Source organism: Aquibacillus salsiterrae, from assembly GCF_028416595.1.
Classification (GTDB): Bacteria; Bacillota; Bacilli; order Bacillales; family Amphibacillaceae; genus Aquibacillus_A; species Aquibacillus_A salsiterrae.
Genome location: NZ_JAMQKC010000022.1, coordinates 15,450 through 32,924 on the forward strand (window position 1 = coordinate 15,450; position 17,475 = coordinate 32,924).

Here is a 17,475-nt window from a genome sequence, read left to right on the forward strand (position 1 = left end):
CCATAGTGTTTTTTTGTTGTTTTGTATTGTATAATTCAAATTTTTATAAAAACTGTTTAATTTAATGTAAAGCCTTTCATTCACTTAGGTGGTATCTTTTTTTAGAAGGATAAATAAAAGAAATGAAAGGGGTTACTATTTGTGAAAAGACTCAGTATATTAGCACTTTTTATTAGTTTTATATTAGTTTTAACTGCATGTGGCAATGCTGCTGGATCAGGAGGATCTGATGATAAGTTAATTGGTATTGCAATGCCAACAAAATCGTCCCAAAGATGGGTAGATGATGGAAAAAATATGGTGGAGCAGTTAGAGAATCTTGGCTATAAAACTGATCTAAAATATGCAGAAGATGAAGTAGATAAGCAGGTTGAGCAAATTGAAAATATGATCGTAAAAGGTGCAGATGTTCTAGTAGTTGCATCTATTGATGGAACTGCGTTAACTAACGTTCTTCAAAAAGCAGCAGATCAAGATATTGAAGTTATATCCTATGATCGATTAATTTTGGGAACACCAAATGTAAGTTATTATGCGACCTTCGATAATTTTCAAGTAGGAGTACTACAAGGTTCATATATTGTAGACGCTTTAAATGTAAAAGAAGAAGATGGACCGTTTAACATTGAATTATTTGGTGGATCACCTGATGACAATAACTCGTACTTCTTCTGGGACGGTGCAATGTCTGTTCTTCAACCGTACATTGACAATGGCAAATTAGTTGTCAAGAGTGAACAAACGGAATTTGAACAAGCTGCAACAATGCGTTGGGATGGGAATAAGGCAAAAGATCGAATGGAAAACATTTTAAGTAAGGCCTACTCAGATGAGGAACAAGTAGATGCTGTACTATCTCCGTATGATGGAATCAGTCGTGGTGTTATCCAAGCATTAAAGGGTGTTGGGTATGGTTCTAATGACCAACCACTTCCTGTCATTACTGGACAAGATGCTGAAACAGCTTCTGTTAAATCAATTATTGCTGAAGAACAAACCCAAACTGTTTTCAAAGATACCCGTGAACTTGCTAAAGTAGTGGTAAACATGGTTGAGGCAATTTTAAATGGTGAGGATGCAGAAGTTAATGATACAGAAACTTATGACAATGGCGAAAAAGTTGTTCCGTCGTATCTAGTGAATCCTGTTTCAGTTGATATTAATAATTATGAAGAAGTACTTATTGAAAGTGAGTATTACTCTGAAGACGATTTAAAATAGAGTGATAAAGTGGTGGCTTTGTCACCACTTTATCCTTTCTTCGGTTAATGTGAAAAAAGGTGGTGAAAGTATGTCTAAATACATTCTTGAAATGAAAAATATAACGAAAAGATTTCCTGGTGTAAAAGCATTAGATAATGTTAATTTGAAAGTTGAAAAAGGGGAAATCCATTCATTAGTTGGAGAAAATGGTGCAGGAAAATCTACCTTGATGAAAGTGTTAAGCGGAGTGTACCCGACTGGTTCCTATGATGGAAGTATTCATTTTGAGGGAAAAGAAGCACATTTTAAAGACATTAAACAGAGTGAGAATATGGGTATTGTAATCATTCACCAAGAACTTGCCCTCAGTCCTTTTTTATCGATTGCAGAAAATATTTTTTTGGGGAATGAGATCCACTCACGTAACATAATCAAGTGGCAAGAGACAATCCAGCAATCAAAAGAGTTACTAGATCGTGTTGGATTACAAGAGTCACCTGAGACAGCAGTTATGGATATTGGTGTTGGAAAACAACAATTAGTTGAAATTGCTAAAGCATTATCTAAGAATGTTAAGCTATTAATTCTTGATGAGCCAACAGCTGCTTTAAATGAAAATGATAGTGAGAACTTATTAAGATTATTACTAGAGTTAAAAAAACAAGGAATTACCTCAATCTTGATTTCTCATAAGTTAAACGAGGTATCGAGTATTTCTGATGCAATTACTATTATAAGAGATGGGCAAACAATTGAAACCATCGATACAAAAAAAGAAAAAGCTTCTGAGGATCGTATCATTAAAGGTATGGTTGGTCGTGAATTAACTAGTCGATTCCCAGACCGGGTACCAAACATAGGCGAGACAGTTTTTGAAGTGAAAAACTGGAACGTATACCATCCTCAACATAGTGATCGGAAAATGATCGATAATATCAATATCCACATTCGTCGTGGTGAAATTGTTGGAATTGCAGGTTTAATGGGGGCAGGGAGAACAGAACTTGCCATGAGCATTTTTGGTAAATCTTTTGGGAAAAAGATTGAAGGAACACTACTGAAAGATGGGAAAGAAATTGAAGCCAATACAGTTAGTGATGCAATTAGATATGGAATTGCTTATGTTTCAGAAGATAGGAAAACATACGGACTAAATCTAATTGACGATGTTAAACGAAATATTACTTTATCTAATTTAAAACGTGTCTCTAACAATACTGTTATTGATGAAAATAAAGAGATTCAGGAAGCGCTTTATTTGCGTGAGAAGCTTAACATTAAAACACCTACTTTAGAACAGCTTGCTGGAAACTTGAGCGGTGGTAATCAACAAAAAATTGTATTAGGAAAATGGATATTTACCGAGCCTGACATATTAATTTTGGATGAGCCGACACGTGGAATTGATGTAGGTGCAAAATTTGAAATATATTCGCAAATTAATGAGTTGGCAGCAAATGGTTTGGGTGTATTGGTCATTTCATCCGAATTACCCGAAGTACTTGGACTCTCAGACCGTATTTATGTTATGAACGCAGGTAAAATTACTGGAGAGTTAACAAGGGATGAGGCGAACCAAGAAAGTGTGATGCGGTATATGACTGGATTTGGAGGTGCGAACGGTGCAAACACTAATTAATTTATTTCGAAATAATATTCGTGAATACGGAATGATTATTGCCCTTGTCTTAATCACAGCGCTGTTCTGGGTTTTAACAGGTGGTATAACGTTCAATTCATTGAATTTGACAAACTTAATCTTGCAAAATGGTTATATATTGGTCCTTGCTGTAGGGATGGTTTTAGTTATTATAACTGGTAATATTGATTTATCAGTGGGCTCTGTTGTTGCTTTCGTTGGGGCGATTGCAGGGGTACTGATGATAAACAATAATGTACCAGTTTGGTTAGCTATCATATTATCCTTAGTAGTCGGAGCAATCATTGGGATTTGGCAAGGATTTTGGATTGCTTATGTTGGTATTCCTTCTTTTATTGTTACATTAGCGGGCATGTTGATCTTTAGAGGACTTACGCTATATTTACTCGATGGAAAATCTTTGGCTCCTTTTCCAGATTCGTTTGGAATGTTTAGTAGTGGATTTTTACCAAATATAGGTAGTGGCGACTTCCACATATTGTCGATGGTTTTATCTGTAATTCTATCTATCTTTTTAATTTACCTAGAAATAAATAAACGAAAAAGGCAGTTAAATTATAATTTTCAAGTAGTGCCAATGTGGATTATGGTAACTAAATTGGTCCTGTTACTATATGTGATAAACTGGTTCACCTATAAATTAGCACTAAATAAAGGGATACCAATCGTATTATTAATTGTGCTTGCGCTTATTTTTATCTACACATTTATTATGAAAAATACAGTGTCCGGTCGCCATATTTATGCAACTGGTGGTAACAAAAAAGCAGCTGATTTATCTGGAATTAAAACAAAACGAGTAGAATTCTGGGTATTTGTCAATAATGGCATCATTGCAGCATTAGCTGGTTTAATGTTTGCTTCTCGATTAAATTCCGCAACACCTTCAGCAGGTAACATGCTTGAGTTGGATGCCATTGCTGCCGTATTTATTGGTGGTGCATCAATGTCCGGCGGGGTTGGTACTGTTATTGGTGCTATTGTTGGTGGTTTAGTAATGGGTGTCATGAACAATGGGATGTCGTTGATTGGAATTGGAATTGACTGGCAACAGGCCATTAAAGGAATGGTATTATTACTTGCGGTTGGATTCGACGTATTCAATAAAAAAAGAGCAGGAAAGTAAGATAAGGACGGTTCACCTGTGGCCCAGTTTTTGGGCTCAGGGACCGTCTTTTTTTATAAGGTAAGAAGGTACAAAAAATCCTAGCATGGATAACATTCAGCGACAGCCACGTCCAGCTTCAGCGTGATAATAAAGAAAATTTAAAGATGTCCCCCCAGCTGTCTCCCTAAAGGCTGAACAAGCCGCTCGTTCTCGTGTGAATTTGGAATTTCCGTTAGCACTCTGCTAGGACCAGTGTTAATTACTATAGTTGCAAAAACAATCGAATCAATTCTGTGTAATCACGAAAGGCAAGTACCCCCTATTAAATTGTAAATGATATTCACCTTTTTTACAGATTTCTGACTAGATAGCATGGTAAAATAAATAGATAATAGTGTGATTTAAGTAAAAGCGTATGTTGACTAATCCACGAATGATTAATATTGATGTATGTTAAGGCAAAATGACCGAAAAAGGTGAGGAATATGAATTATAATGGTGCTTCTGATTTATTAGACTTAGTCAGTGGATATTTCGAGGATAAAACCTTATTTTTGTCGCAAATAAATGACGGAACCCTTACTGTTATTAAAACATTAGAGGGGCAAAACAGTATGATTAATCTTGCTGAAGGTCAGAAACTTCAGATTGAGGACTCTTACTGACAAAGAATTTATTTTGGTGGTCGTGAACCACTTTTAATTAATGACACTTCTAAACATCCACTTACAAGAGATTTATCGATTACAAAGCAAGCTAATATAGGTTCTTATGTAGGTGTGCCTGTTTTCTATCAAAATGGCGAGATGTTTGGAACATTATGTGCAATTGATAGTGCCCCATCGCATTTTACGGAAAAAGACATTCATATACTTGAAAGGTTTTCGAACTTATTTAGCTATGTCATTGAGTTAGAAAAACAAGTTCAACTCGATTCATTAACAGAACTATATAGTAGAAGATATTTAGTTGATCGGATGGAAAATGTCGATAAAGGAATGGTCATGCTAATAGATTTAGATGGATTTAAAGAAGTAAATGATACGTATGGGCATGATGTTGGTGACTTAGTGTTAATAGAAGTTGGTCATCGTTTGAAATCTTTAAGTAGTAGTAAGTTAGTTTTTCGTTTAGGTGGTGACGAATTTATTATCCTTTTTCCAGGCGAGCAAGACGATTTCTTAATGAGGGAAAACGCACGCCTTATCTTAAATAGCTTGTCAACATGGGATAACTTTAGCCATGCTGTTTCTATTTCTGCATCTATCGGAATCGTGAAAATGGAGCATCCAACTAAGTTAAACGATATGTTAAAGAAAGTTGATAACGCGATGTATAGGGCTAAAGGGAAAGGGAAAAATTGTTTGCACTTTGATTCCATGTAAATGATAGGGAATGAACACCCTTTAGCATGAAAAAATTATACAAACGAGCATGCACCGACTAAAAATCTGAATATTGGTATTTTTGCCCATTGCACGATGCTAAAGGCTTTCGTAAACTTAGACTAAAGAACTGCTTTTCTGGAAGGAGAGCTAACAGTTGGATTTACATAACAAGATTTCTAAGCTTTCAAAAGATGAGTTGGTTGAATTGATTATGTATCTTATTGATGGGGATGAGGATGTTGAAAAAAAGCTAGAATATAAGTTAATTTCCCCTGACGATGAGGTGAAAGCTAGTAAACAACTAATTCGGAAGTACATTAATGAAAATAAATGGCGAGGGTATATTTCTTGGAGAAACGTTCATGCATCACTTCAAGGAGCTGATATGGTTCTAGGTAAAGGAAGAACAAAGCTTGTTAATGGGGAAGAAGAAACAGCAATCCAGTTAGGGCTAACTGTATTATCGATGGTGATGGATATGCTCCAGTACACGGACGATTCTGGCGGTGAGATCGGCTTTGTGGTAAATAGGAGCATTTCCCTGCTGAAGGATGCATCTTCGTTAGTTCTTGTTTCTAAGGATTACCATGTTCAAGACAAAAGTTTTGAGCTTATCTTAAAGGAAGCAATGCAGAAGCGTTACGATGGCTTTAGCGATACCCGATTTGATTTATTAGAGGTGTGTACCATCTATTCTGGTCGACCGTCTATTAGGACAAAACTAGAGGAAACATTGGAAAAACTTCTTAGTCAAGTTAGCAAAGCAGCCTCTTGGTCGGTTAATTATGAGCAACAGGCAATTAGACGACTACAACTGAAAGTGATGGAAACGAATGGTGAATTTGATCAAGTGGGTCAGTTTATTTACCAAAATTTACAATATAGTGATTTTAGAAAAATGGCAATTGAAAAGGAATTAGATGAAAGTAATTTTGATGCAGCATTAAAGCTTTGTCAGGATGGGGAAAAGAATGACAGTATGTATCCCGGTCTCGTAAAGGATTGGAAGAGCTATCGTTTACAGATCTATGAAAGACAGGATGACACGGAAAAACAAAAGGAGCTTCTGCTTGATTTTGTTTATGCCAATGACTACGAGTCTTATGCGAAATTAAAAGATCTTTGTTCAAAACAGGAATGGGAAACGGTCGTTGAACAATTATTTGACACGTTTGAAAAGCGGGATCGTTATTTACCAAATGTCTATCAGTATATTGCTCAAGAAGAAAATCGAACAGATAAACTTCTTTTGTATTGTGAAAAGTCACCGATTACGATTATGGACCTTTATCCATACTTGCTGGATGATTACCCGGATAGGGCGGAGGAAATCTTTACTGCCTATTTGCAAAAGGAAGCAGAGGCAGCAGGGAATAGGAAGCAATACCGCAATGTTTGTAAGAAGTTAAAAAGATTTCATTCCGCATTTGGGGATGCAACGTTTGCTGAGTTGGTAGCGGAACTGAAGCGTACCTATGAGCGAAAACCTGCTTTTGTAAATGAACTGGAAAAAGTAGAGATATAAATCGGTGTGGAGCCCTATTACTGTAACGATAAAAGGGTTCAAGAACAAAAGTATTGTTCTTGAACCCTTTTTTGCTGATAAGATCAGTTGATGTAGGTAACAAGTAAATTTAGCTACGTCCCAACTTGCGCTTTTCTAATTATATTTTGTTGAATTCGTCTGGGTCAGCGAAGGCGCGTTGGTTTGTATCTAGTGCATCGATTGCTGCCATGTCTTCTGCTGTTAGTTCGAAATCAAAGACGTTAGCATTATCGATAATCCGATGTTCTTTAATTGATTTTGGAATGGTCACCACTTCACTTTGCAGGTCCCAACGGATAATTACTTGGGCAGGTGATTTACCATACTTTTCACCGATTTCTTTCAATGTTGGATTGTCTAACAGCTCTCCTTGCTTAAGTGGGGACCATGCCTCTAATTGGATGCCATGCTGTTTGCAATATGCACGCAATTCTTTTTGAGCAAAGTTTGGATGGAATTCCACTTGATTGACCATTGGCTTAACCTCTGCATCCTTTAGTAATTCATCAATATGATGCTCCTTAAAGTTGCTAACACCAATTGCTCGAACTTTCCCATCCTTGTATAACTTTTCCATCGCTTTCCATGATTCTTTAAATTTTCCCTGTGCTGGAACTGGCCAGTGAATCAAATAAAGATCTAGGTAATCTAAGCCTAGCTTCTTTAAACTTGTTTCATAAGCAGCTAAAGTCGATTCGTAGCCTTGGTCACTGTTCCAAAGCTTCGATGTTACAAAAAGTTCTTCGCGAGCAACACCAGCTTCTTGGATACCTTGGCCAACACCTTCTTCGTTTTTGTAAATAGCAGCAGTATCAATGCTCCGGTACCCATTTTTAATGGCAGCTTTCACCGAATCGACTGCTTCTTGGCCGTCTTGTACTTTAAACACACCTAATCCTAGCCAAGGCATTTTCACACCATTATGTAAAGTTGTTGTATCTTGTAAACTTTTTACCATCATGAATTACCTCCTTTTGATTGTCTCCTTATAATTTTCGCATAATTTAAAAAAAATACAAATGAAACGCTTCCAAGTTGGTTGAAATGCTTGCTAGGAGCCATAATAGACATGACTACGTTGGTCTTCATTCCCTCGGATTGACTACCACCGTTCCTTTTGGATGAAAAAGTGGAAAGCATATAGAGCTGAGTAATTAAGCCATCATTTTTAAGCTTTTATGTTATTATTGCTTTATTGTACATATTTTTTTGTATACCCACCCTCAAGAGTAAAGGAGGTTTGTAAATGGCTGAGCAACCAATGCATTTTCGATCTTTGGAAGAAGCATCCCATAGTATATTCGATTTGTTGAGTGATTTCGTTGGGATTAATACATTTTTTATTGCGAAAAATGATGGCTATCAAGTGGATATATTGGAAGTATTAAATAAAGACTATACCCTTCTTGAGTCAGGATTTCAAATTGAATTTCAACAATCGTATTGAGTACTTATTGTAAAGGGTGGTCGGGAACCACTCGTTATTCCTGATTTAAATAAGAATGAAATGACAAAGGATATGGACGTCACCAAAGCTTTCGGCGGGGGATGTTTGATAGGGGTTCCACTTGTTTTTAAAAATGGAAAAAAATTCGGGACTTTGTGTGGGATGGATGATAAACCTTATAACTTTACTGAGAAAGATATTCAACTATTTGTCAATCTAGCAAGTATGATTTCTTATGTGTTAGAGGTCGACGATGCCTATAAGGAGATTACAAGGTTATCGGCGCCGATTGTACCTATCTGTGAAGGGGTGGCCATCCTGCCTTTGGTCGGTAAGCTGCGAGAAGAAAGGGCTAGCGAGGTGACAACAATTGTTGTTAAAGAAAGTCAACAATTGAATCTAGACTACTTGATTATTGATCTATCAGGTGCAAGTGAAATAGAAAATGAAGAAGCAGAACCAATGTTAAAGATGGTTAATGTTTTAAGCCTAGTCGGCATACAAGTAATCTTTACCGGAATGCGCCCTGAATTTGCGAGGCATGCATTGTCAGCTTATCACGAGTTAGGTAACCCTTTATTTAGCACAAATCTTGAAAGGGCATTACATTTAACGGGGGTAGAAATCAAAAGAAAGAATAAACTAGACTAGTCTTAGTACTAGATTTGGGGTCAGAATCTGTGGTGTTCATGCAGCGTCTGACCCTGTTCAAACGTTTAAACAACTTTTATTCGACAAAGTTTGGACGAACGGTGATAGGCGGTATCAAAAAAATTGGTCTATTTATCTATTAAACTTAATAGATTGGAGGTAGGAGGTGTATTCTTTGGTTCAAATCGGGAAAGAAATTTTTGGTGATCATGTTTCGCAGCTAGTCACAATTGTTGTTAGTTTGTCATTAGCTATTGTTGCCCAAAAGCTATCTGGAGATATTGCAAACATGTCTTTTATAACATTTATTATGGATGGTTATGGGTTAATGGATAGTAATCCGGAGGTTGGCTTTTTTTCAAATATTTTGTTGCCATTCGTCATGTACTTCCTATCTTGTGCGTTGCTGTTGTGGATAGGGATTTGCAATTTAGTGACATGTAATGACGAGCGTGACAAATCCAATGTTGTGTTAAAAGCTATATTAGGCTATCTGCAGCTTATAATGTTTGGAATGCTATTAGTCATGTCGGGTACATTATTTGCTTATTTTATGCTACTTATATTTACAGCGCTTATTTTGACGCTGATACTGGACTATGCAGCATCATACACCGATATGGAGAAAAGTACATAATCGCTGCGTTTACCATTTCTTTATTTTTTGACACAACAAGGTGGTTACGACTAGAAGTATAGGTGGTGTAAAAGACGGAAGTTAGAATAAAAATGATGACTATAAAAAGAAAGAGCAATTCTTCAGGCAGGAGAAATGCTCTTTTCATTGAAAGATAATAAAGTATAAAAAATTCAAGACCTGTCTAGCTCCAAGCGCAGAATCGAGGCTGAATTCGGACAGAAAAGAGTGAATCCGAGTAGATTGAGTCCGAATAGAGGTTGGATTCGGACAGAAAAGAGCGAATCCGAGTAGATTGAGTCCGAATCGAGGTTGGATTCGGACAGGAAAGAGCGAATCCGAGTAGATTGAGTCCGAATCGAGGTTGAATTCGGACAGAAAAGACTAAATTTGAGTAGATTGGTCCGAATCGAGGCTGAATTCGGACAGAATAGAGCGAATCTGAGTAGATTGAGTCCGAATCGAGGCTGAATTCGGACAGAAAAGAGCGAATCCGAGTAGATTGAGTCCGAATTGAGGTTGGATTCGGACAGAAAAGAGCAAATCCGAGTAGATTGAGTCCGAATAGAGGTTGGATTCGGACAGGAAAGAGCGAATCCGAGTAGATTGAGTCCGAATCGAGGCTGAATTCGGACAGAAAAGAGTGAATTCCCGCTTCTCCAGCCATTACGAGGCTAAGCTTTCCCTGAGGTGATCAAGGCGAGACTAGCGCTTTTCTTTCTGACTAGCTCCAGCGCCTAGCCCGCCTGAGGTCTTAAGTCAATCCCTTCTGTGGCAAAGACCACCACGCCACGTCAGGTCTTGTCTTATGCCTGTCGGGTCTAGCAAGGCGCTTTCGCTTTTCTTATAATAACAATGAATGGGAGAATGTTTTATGTTTAACACTAAACCGTTTGAAGGAGTAAATTTTTATGAGATGGACTGGAATTTAACTGGTCAATTATGGGCACACGATCCAGTCATTTCTAAAGAGGGGAACACATGGTATGTTTTTCATACAGGCCGTGGTGTGCAAATCAAATCGTCAAGAGATGGCGTGAATTGGAAGGCGGAAGGCTCTATTTTTGCAAGTTTACCGGAATGGAGTAAACAATATGTTCCGGAAAAAGAAGATGAGAGTCTATGGGCACCGGATATTTCATTACATAATGGGGTGTACTATTTATATTATTCTGTTTCTACATTTGGTAAAAATACGTCTGCAATTGGATTAGTAACAAATACGACCCTTGATGTGAACAATCCTGACTATCAGTGGAAAGACGAAGGGTATGTCATTCATTCCACAGCTGCAGATGACTATAACGCAATTGATCCAAATTTAATCGTCGACAACGAAGGTCAACCATGGTTAAATTTCGGCTCTTTTTGGTCAGGCAACAAATTGGTTAAATTAGATCCAACAACAATGAAGCCTGAGCAAGGTGCACAGCTTTTATCCATTTCTAGTCGAACCGAAGCGCCAAATAGTATTGAGGCACCATTTATCATCTATCGTAACGGTTACTATTATCAGTTCGTTTCGTTTGATTTTTGTTGTCGGGGAGTAGATAGTACCTACCATATCGTTGTTGGAAGAGCGAAGGATATTACTGGACCTTACATTGACAAAGATCGCGTCTCGATGCTCGCTGGTGGTGGAACTTTGGTTGATAAAGGGGATGATCGTTGGATTGGGCCTGGGCATTGTGCTGTCTACTTTGCTCATGATGGGGAATCTTCCCTTCTCGTCAATCATGCGTATGATGCCTTGAACGAGGGAAAACCAACCTTGCAAATTAGGCCGTTATACTGGTGCACAGATGGTTGGCCATATTTGAAAAAGTAATGCAACTAAACCAATGGGGAGATGAAGCGGTAATTACACAACATGGGCGTTACCTGTCAATTTCTGTAACAGACTTGTCATTACTCCTCGTAATTTGGTTTAAGTGTTAAGGTTACACATGGTAAAAAAGGGGGTATTTACTTATGTCAGCTTAAGTAAGATACCCCAAAAAACAGGACTTATACTTCTAATCCGGCGATACCAAAGCCTCCGGGTCCTGCGTGGGTCGATATCATGGCACCAGCTTCGATCCAAGTAATCTCTTTGAATCCAGCCTTCTGTATCATTTCGTCCACCTGGTGTTTGACCTTTTCATCAAGTCCGAGTGAGTAAATTAGATAAATACGTTCTTTGTCGAGGTTATATTGCTCGAAATATTCAGCTAAGAGTTTTTCTGCAATCGTGCTCATTTTTCCGCGGTATTTCTTTGTGGAAACGAGTTTACCGTCAACTAAATCAATCCTTGGTTTAATTTTTAACAAAGCAGCTCCGAGATAAGCTGCGTTACTGACACGTCCGCCAGCCCGTAAAAATTCGAGTTTTCCAGGAACAAATGCGAGCCTCGTTTTAGGAATCTTTGCCATTATTTTCTGCGTGAGCTCATTCGGAGTAATATCTGGCTGATTTTCTATTAACGAAACTGCATACATCACCATAGCGGCAAGCCCGCCTGTTACATTTAAAGCATCAATTAAGTGTACATCGTTTAATTCCTTTGCTGCATTTACTGCATTTTGAAATGACGAAGATGCTTTTGAAGTGTACCCAATATGAACAGTTGTACAACCTGGATTGTCTGCTTGAATTTGTTTGAAAAACTCCAGGTATTCATGGATATTGGTAGCTGTTGTCGAGGGTATTTGTTTGGTACGGTCATAGAAGTCATATATTTCCTGCACGGGTAAAGAACCATCTAAATAATCCTTCCCATCCATGATGATGTGCATTGGAACTACATGAACACTGTGTTTCTTTGCTAGATCGTTTGGTAAATCTGCTCCACTTTCCGTTGTTATAATTATTTTTTTCAAGAATGAACCCCTTTCTCGAACAATTTCCACTAATAGTATATATTCTACTAAAGTGCTTATACACCCTGGGTGATCGTGAATGAAATGGGAAAAAAGCACCAACTTGTCCGTTTCGAAAGGGTAAAATACCGGTATGTTGTGTGAACAGCACAAAGAAGAGGTTCTCGCAAGTCCTAGTAGTGTACAAGAGCTCGAGAACCATCTACAACACCTTATACTGGATTTATTTCTTTCAGTTTGTTAGCGATGTTATTCGTTAATTCGGTTGCTGTTTTCGGAACAAATAATTTGAGAACGGGATTTACAACACGTGCCATCATCCCGTGAGCGGTTATATCTAAATTTCCGCTCATCTTCGTGTTGCTAATCGATATAGCTTCAGCTTTGAAATAGCCCGTTCCAGCAAAATTTTCATTTAACCCTTTTAAGTCAAACGTGACAAGATTTGGTTCCTGCCAGGCTGTAATATCAATTTGTAATTTTATTTTCTTTTGCATAATCCCAAGGTCTCCCTTGAACGTCCATGTGGATTGGTTATCGTTAAGGATGTTATGGTCGATGTAACCAGGAACTAGCGGTGCCCAGTTATTCATGTCTTTGACAAAATCCCAGATTGAATCAATCGAGATGTTAAGTTCCACCTCGTGCGTACCACTTGGCATGATTAACCCTCCTCCATATTCCTTTTAGATTTTATAAAACTTATTGGAGAATTATTCCTATCTACGTCATAAATAAAACCAATTAATTGACATTAGGTAGAAACAGGTGTAAAACGATTAGTGGAATAAGGAGCAAGGAATGCCTTTTTCCGAGGGTGAAAATAATTATGTTAGACATACTAATTTTTAGATACAGATAACGGAGGGAAAGAGCTATGCATATTGAAATGTGGACAGACTTTGCTTGACCATTTTGCTATATTGGCAAAAAGCGTCTGGAGGACGCGATAAAACAGATTGATCAACCGATTGAAGTAACGTATCGTGCGTTTGAACTCGATCCATCGGCACCACGCGATATCGATTTAAATGTATACGAATCTTTAGCGAAAAAATACGGCATGAGTGTGGAGCAAGCAAAAGCAAACACCGAGAATATGGTGCAGATGGCGAAGGAAGTTGGGTTAGAGTATAACATGGATACACTGATTCAAACGAATACATTTGACGCCCATCGTTTAGCAATGCTTGCAAAAAAACACGATTTGATGAAGGAAATGACCGAGAGAATATTACGGGCTTATTTTACAGACTCAAAGCACATTGGCGATCATGAAACATTAACAGAGTTAGCTGTAGAAGTTGGACTTGACCACGAAGAAGTTGCTAACATGCTTGCTAGTGATGACATGGCGGAAGAAGTGCGTTCAGACGAACAACAAGCACATGACTACGGAATTAATGGTGTTCCTTTCTTCCTCATTAACAAAAAATACGCGATCAATGGTGCGCAACCTACAGAAGCATTTGTCCAAGCCCTTCAAAAGGTTATTGCAGAAGGCGAATAAAATAAAGCATCCTTTAATGACTATCGTTGTTGAAGGGTGCTTTTTTTAAAAGACAAGAAAGCATAAAAAATCCAAGGCGACTTGCGCTTTTCTTTCCGTTGTTCTAGCAATGATAAAAAGCATGTATAATAAATACATGAAAATAGGGAGTTGATGACATGTATATTAAAGAGATACGCGTTAATCGATTTTTAAATGCGCAGGATATTGCAGCATTAACAAATTTAGCAAGTAAATATGTAAGCGATATCACGTTGGAGTCTAAGCATTATAAGATTAATGTAAAAAGTATGTTGGGACTGTTATCGCTTGTCCTTGATAAAGGGACGGAGGTTTCGATTATTGCTAAAGGAGATGATGATAGAGAGGCGATGTTAGCGATAAGTGCATTTTTGGAAGAAGAAAGCTAGGTTTTAAGTAAAAGAAAAGAATAAGCAGACTTTGCTATTTTCCTGCTAAATGATTCGTTCTAATTCTTAAATGGATGCATAAACTAGTAATTGTCGGAGATAACCTGTACAATGAATAGTAAGGATTTACCTTTAGGTCTTCTGGTGTAAAGACTCACCACTTAAGGGTGCAGACCAACACAGGAAGGATGACCAACAAATGACAAGCGTTCTATATCAAGCGAAAGTCGGAGATGGATTTACGAAGAAAGGAATACTTCGGAAAAACTCCTTGTTCAAAACAGCTGGAGAGGCAGTATCGGAGGCTTTGGCATTAAAGGAAGTACTCGATAAGAAATATAAGAATAAGATAAAGTGGGACTATAATGGTGACATGTCAGGTTCTTTAGAAAAAGTAAAGATACTCCAAGGATTGTTGAATCGAGAAAACGAAAAGATTCCCTTTTTCTTACAAATTGTGGCTGTCGATGATCAAACATCAAAAGTAAAACCGACAACGCCAAAGAAACCACACACGATTAGTAAAGCCGATAAAAAAATGGCTAGTGAAGCACTTAGCTTTTTGAAGTAAAATACGTAATTTTAAATGGAATGAGGGTTGTCTAAGGACAGTGCTCATTCTTTTTTTCAAAGATAAGAAACCACAATGGCTTTATGCAGCCACCATCTATGATGAAAAAAAGGATAGCATTTATTAATTTTGAGTATATTGTAATTTGTTTTTGATATACTTATTAATTTTTGCTGCTTACAATACCTTTTTTTATACAAAAATATAAAAAGATCCAAGAGCTGTCTTGCTCCGGGCGCTTTTACTTATATCTCTAACCTAGTGATAAATCGCTACCCCCCCAGATTTATCCAATTGGAAAGGAGCCGTGCAGTATGAACAGTCCAATTTAACCATCCCTAAAGTAATCAACAATTCTACTTTTGGGGGATAAGAATGAATTGGAATCGGAATTTTTTACTATTGTTAATCGGCCTGTCGCTCGCTAATATCGGTGATGTCCTATATATGGTGAGCGTAATTAGTACGATTTTTGCTCGAACTGGTTCAGCAACTGCATCATCGCTTGTGCCATTTACGATTACTTCATCAATGTTTATAGCAAGCTTGTTAACACCTCTTTTGATTGGGAAAATAAGTTTAAACCAGTTATTGGCAGGGTCTCAAATCGTTAAAACGATATTGCTTGTTGTTCTTGGATTTTTGCTACTTTGGATAACAGCATCAAATTATTATCTGGTTTTGGTCAACATTGCTTTGATTGCATTACTCGACGGCTGTGCAAAACCGATCAGACAGACCTTGATTCCGCACTATGTTAAGTCAGAACACTTAATTCAAGCAAATGGAGTAGCAGAAACAGTGACGCAAATGATCCAGTCTATGATGTGGTTTGTTGGAAGTTTATTTTTAATGGTAATGAGTTCACAACAACTGGTTTGGGTTGTAGGAGGTTTGTTCGTAGTTGCTAGTATCTTCCTTTGTTTTTTAGAAACTGTGCATCATAAACCGTCTGAGCCAAAAGCGAAACTAGAACAAATAAATGAAGGTTGGAAGACCTTATCTCACACACCAGTATTGAGAAAATTTGCTTGGATTGATCTATTTGAAACCATTGCAGGAACAGTGTGGATCGCAGCCATTTTGTATGTATTTGTCAGCAATGCGCTCCATGTTAGTGAAAAATGGTGGGGATTTATCAATGGTGCTTTTTTTCTAGGGCTAATTTTTGGAAGTGTTTTTTGTGTGAAATTCACTTCTTTTATCGAAAAAAAACTAGGAACGACTATTTTTATTGGTTTATTTCTTAGTTCTACAATCACCTTTTTATTTAGCTTAAATAGTATTCCAATTGTTGCTCTCCTTTTATCGCTGTGTGTGGGGTTTTTCGGTCAAATCAAAAATATTCCACAACAAACCATTATCCAAACCAGTGTTATTAAAGCGCAGTTAGCCACTGTTTATAGTTCATTAGGTGCGATTGGGACTGGGACTTTTGGAATTGCTTCACTTATGATGGGTTTACTAGCAGATTTGTTTGGGATCCGAATTGTGTTCGTTATTTCAGCGCTATTCCTTGCGATTGGTAGTGCAATTGTTTATAAAAATAAGCAATTGTTTGTTAGCAATGTTGGGGAATAAGAAATAGTGGTAATGTTTTAGCTTAATGGGATTGATGCAAGGGTGCTTCATGAAACTAGTAAGATGAATTAGAATGGAGGCTACTAGAAAGGGTGGCCTCCAACAGTGTAGGAGATAATGAGTCTAGTGCCTGGCCATTTCTCGAGCAAGGAAAGGTGGAAGTTTTTCTTCTTTATCGGTTTGCCTCTCGTTATTTATCGATATTTCAAAGCTAATCCTTTTAGAAAATTCCTCGCAAATTTATCGCCGCACTCTTTATAATTTTTGTGACCTTCTTTTCTTAAAATAGCACTAATCTCCCCTTTTGAAACACGGACCCCGGCATTTGCTAAGATATCAATTATATCTTCAGTAGTTAATGATAAGGCAATCTTCAATTTCTTCAGTAAAACGTTGTTGACGTTGGCTTTACTCTTAATTAGCCTCTCTGGATTGTTCGTTTGTCCAGGCTTAGGGTCCTGTTTGCCTCTTCTGTCGGTGATAAGACCATTTAGGAAAGACTCCAATGTTGCATTTGTGCATTTCATATAGTCTTCACTATCTTTTTCCTCATCCGAGTCGTTATCGTCCTTTGTCTTGGTAAGCAATTTCTTCACATTATCGGCGGTAATGTCTATACCTCCCTGCTGAAATAAATCAACCATTTTTTCATCTTTGATATCGAGCGCATATCTAATTCGTATCAAAATATCATTGTTATCTAAACCCATTTTTTATTCCTCCAAACAATACTGATACTACTATTTTAACCATTGTTTGTTCACAATATCTACTTTAAAGGGATGAAAGGGATTTTTGGCAGTCTCGGTATGTGTTTGAAAGGTCGATTATCGAGTCATCGACAGATTAGTGGAACTAAGATAGGAAAGTGTATAAAATGCAAGAGCTGTCTAGTGCTGGGCGC

18 protein-coding genes are annotated in these 17,475 nt (G+C 37.6%); 14 read left to right on the plus strand and 4 right to left on the minus strand.

The window, feature by feature from the left end; genetic code table 11:
• Positions 1–141: 141 nt before the first annotated feature.
• The 6 genes from chvE to NC799_RS15250 all read left to right on the plus strand — a co-directional run bounded on the left by chvE (position 142) and on the right by NC799_RS15250 (position 6,884).
• On the plus strand, positions 142–1,221 hold the full coding sequence (gene chvE, locus NC799_RS15225; RefSeq protein ID WP_272447297.1) for a multiple monosaccharide ABC transporter substrate-binding protein: 1,080 nt from the start codon (positions 142–144) through the stop codon (positions 1,219–1,221).
• Positions 1,222–1,291: 70 nt separating this feature from the next.
• A complete protein-coding gene (gene mmsA / locus NC799_RS15230; RefSeq protein WP_272447298.1) occupies positions 1,292–2,842 on the plus strand; it encodes a multiple monosaccharide ABC transporter ATP-binding protein in 1,551 nt (516 codons plus the stop codon).
• Positions 2,826–3,989, plus strand: coding sequence for a multiple monosaccharide ABC transporter permease (gene mmsB / locus NC799_RS15235; protein WP_272447299.1), 1,164 nt, complete (start codon positions 2,826–2,828; stop codon positions 3,987–3,989). Before mmsA ends, mmsB begins: the two co-directional genes overlap by 17 nt.
• Positions 3,990–4,456: 467 nt before the next feature.
• Complete coding sequence (locus tag NC799_RS15240) at positions 4,457–4,636, plus strand: hypothetical protein (protein ID WP_272447300.1); 180 nt, start codon at positions 4,457–4,459, stop codon at positions 4,634–4,636.
• Positions 4,637–4,642: 6 nt separating this feature from the next.
• A complete protein-coding gene (locus tag NC799_RS15245) occupies positions 4,643–5,356 on the plus strand; it encodes a sensor domain-containing protein (protein ID WP_272447327.1) in 714 nt (237 codons plus the stop codon).
• A 157-nt stretch (positions 5,357–5,513) separates the two neighbouring features.
• Positions 5,514–6,884, plus strand: a complete 1,371-nt coding sequence (locus NC799_RS15250) for a hypothetical protein (protein WP_272447301.1) — start codon at positions 5,514–5,516, stop codon at positions 6,882–6,884.
• 139 nt (positions 6,885–7,023) lie between these two features.
• On the opposite strand, the gene NC799_RS15255 is transcribed toward NC799_RS15250, so the two are convergent.
• Positions 7,024–7,866 carry an aldo/keto reductase gene (locus tag NC799_RS15255; protein WP_272447302.1) on the minus strand — a complete coding sequence of 281 codons (843 nt, stop codon included), beginning with the start codon at positions 7,864–7,866 and terminating at the stop codon, positions 7,024–7,026.
• Between the two features lie 285 nt (positions 7,867–8,151).
• Here NC799_RS15255 and NC799_RS15260 point away from each other — a divergent pair, with 285 nt between their 5' ends.
• The 4 genes from NC799_RS15260 (at position 8,152) to NC799_RS15275 (ending at position 11,468) form a co-directional block, all read left to right on the plus strand.
• Positions 8,152–8,352, plus strand: a complete 201-nt coding sequence (locus NC799_RS15260; protein ID WP_272447303.1) for a hypothetical protein — start codon at positions 8,152–8,154, stop codon at positions 8,350–8,352.
• A 6-nt stretch (positions 8,353–8,358) separates the two neighbouring features.
• A complete protein-coding gene (locus NC799_RS15265; protein ID WP_334313868.1) occupies positions 8,359–9,003 on the plus strand; it encodes a GAF domain-containing protein in 645 nt (214 codons plus the stop codon).
• A 175-nt stretch (positions 9,004–9,178) separates the two neighbouring features.
• Entirely contained in the window at positions 9,179–9,640 is a 462-nt protein-coding gene (locus NC799_RS15270) for a hypothetical protein (RefSeq protein WP_272447305.1), read from the plus strand.
• Positions 9,641–10,514: 874 nt separating this feature from the next.
• Positions 10,515–11,468, plus strand: a complete 954-nt coding sequence (locus NC799_RS15275; protein ID WP_272447306.1) for an arabinan endo-1,5-alpha-L-arabinosidase — start codon at positions 10,515–10,517, stop codon at positions 11,466–11,468.
• Between the two features lie 179 nt (positions 11,469–11,647).
• On the opposite strand, the gene NC799_RS15280 is transcribed toward NC799_RS15275, so the two are convergent.
• Together NC799_RS15280 and NC799_RS15285 are read right to left on the minus strand one after the other, a co-directional pair.
• Positions 11,648–12,499, minus strand: a complete 852-nt coding sequence (locus tag NC799_RS15280; RefSeq protein ID WP_272447307.1) for a DegV family protein — start codon at positions 12,497–12,499, stop codon at positions 11,648–11,650.
• Positions 12,500–12,711: 212 nt separating this feature from the next.
• Positions 12,712–13,161, minus strand: a complete 450-nt coding sequence (locus tag NC799_RS15285; protein ID WP_272447308.1) for a CoxG family protein — start codon at positions 13,159–13,161, stop codon at positions 12,712–12,714.
• A 260-nt stretch (positions 13,162–13,421) separates the two neighbouring features.
• Here NC799_RS15285 and NC799_RS15290 point away from each other — a divergent pair, with 260 nt between their 5' ends.
• The 4 genes from NC799_RS15290 (at position 13,422) to NC799_RS15305 (ending at position 16,571) form a co-directional block, all read left to right on the plus strand.
• Positions 13,422–14,009, plus strand: a complete 588-nt coding sequence (locus tag NC799_RS15290; RefSeq protein ID WP_272447328.1) for a DsbA family oxidoreductase — start codon at positions 13,422–13,424, stop codon at positions 14,007–14,009.
• A 158-nt stretch (positions 14,010–14,167) separates the two neighbouring features.
• Positions 14,168–14,419, plus strand: a complete 252-nt coding sequence (locus NC799_RS15295; protein ID WP_272447309.1) for an HPr family phosphocarrier protein — start codon at positions 14,168–14,170, stop codon at positions 14,417–14,419.
• Between the two features lie 199 nt (positions 14,420–14,618).
• On the plus strand, positions 14,619–14,990 hold the full coding sequence (locus tag NC799_RS15300) for a hypothetical protein (RefSeq protein ID WP_272447310.1): 372 nt from the start codon (positions 14,619–14,621) through the stop codon (positions 14,988–14,990).
• A gap of 375 nt (positions 14,991–15,365) precedes the next feature.
• The gene (locus tag NC799_RS15305) at positions 15,366–16,571 is read left to right on the plus strand and encodes an MFS transporter (RefSeq protein ID WP_272447311.1); all 1,206 of its coding nucleotides are present in this window, start codon (positions 15,366–15,368) and stop codon (positions 16,569–16,571) included.
• Between the two features lie 194 nt (positions 16,572–16,765).
• On the opposite strand, the gene NC799_RS15310 is transcribed toward NC799_RS15305, so the two are convergent.
• Positions 16,766–17,281 (minus strand): YehS family protein, encoded by a 516-nt coding sequence (locus tag NC799_RS15310; protein WP_272447312.1) that lies wholly within the window; start codon positions 17,279–17,281, stop codon positions 16,766–16,768.
• Positions 17,282–17,475: the final 194 nt, after the last annotated feature.

Coding starts and splice junctions, on each gene's coding strand:
- NC799_RS15260 (WP_272447303.1), top strand. CDS start 8,152: ATGGCTGAGCAACCAATGCATTTTCGATCTTTGGAAGAAGCATCCCAT.
- NC799_RS15300 (WP_272447310.1), top strand. CDS start 14,619: ATGACAAGCGTTCTATATCAAGCGAAAGTCGGAGATGGATTTACGAAG.
- NC799_RS15305 (WP_272447311.1), top strand. CDS start 15,366: ATGAATTGGAATCGGAATTTTTTACTATTGTTAATCGGCCTGTCGCTC.
- NC799_RS15255 (WP_272447302.1), bottom strand. CDS start 7,866: ATGATGGTAAAAAGTTTACAAGATACAACAACTTTACATAATGGTGTG.
- mmsA (WP_272447298.1), top strand. CDS start 1,292: ATGTCTAAATACATTCTTGAAATGAAAAATATAACGAAAAGATTTCCT.
- NC799_RS15295 (WP_272447309.1), top strand. CDS start 14,168: ATGTATATTAAAGAGATACGCGTTAATCGATTTTTAAATGCGCAGGAT.
- NC799_RS15310 (WP_272447312.1), bottom strand. CDS start 17,281: ATGGGTTTAGATAACAATGATATTTTGATACGAATTAGATATGCGCTC.
- NC799_RS15240 (WP_272447300.1), top strand. CDS start 4,457: ATGAATTATAATGGTGCTTCTGATTTATTAGACTTAGTCAGTGGATAT.
- NC799_RS15285 (WP_272447308.1), bottom strand. CDS start 13,161: ATGCCAAGTGGTACGCACGAGGTGGAACTTAACATCTCGATTGATTCA.
- NC799_RS15275 (WP_272447306.1), top strand. CDS start 10,515: ATGTTTAACACTAAACCGTTTGAAGGAGTAAATTTTTATGAGATGGAC.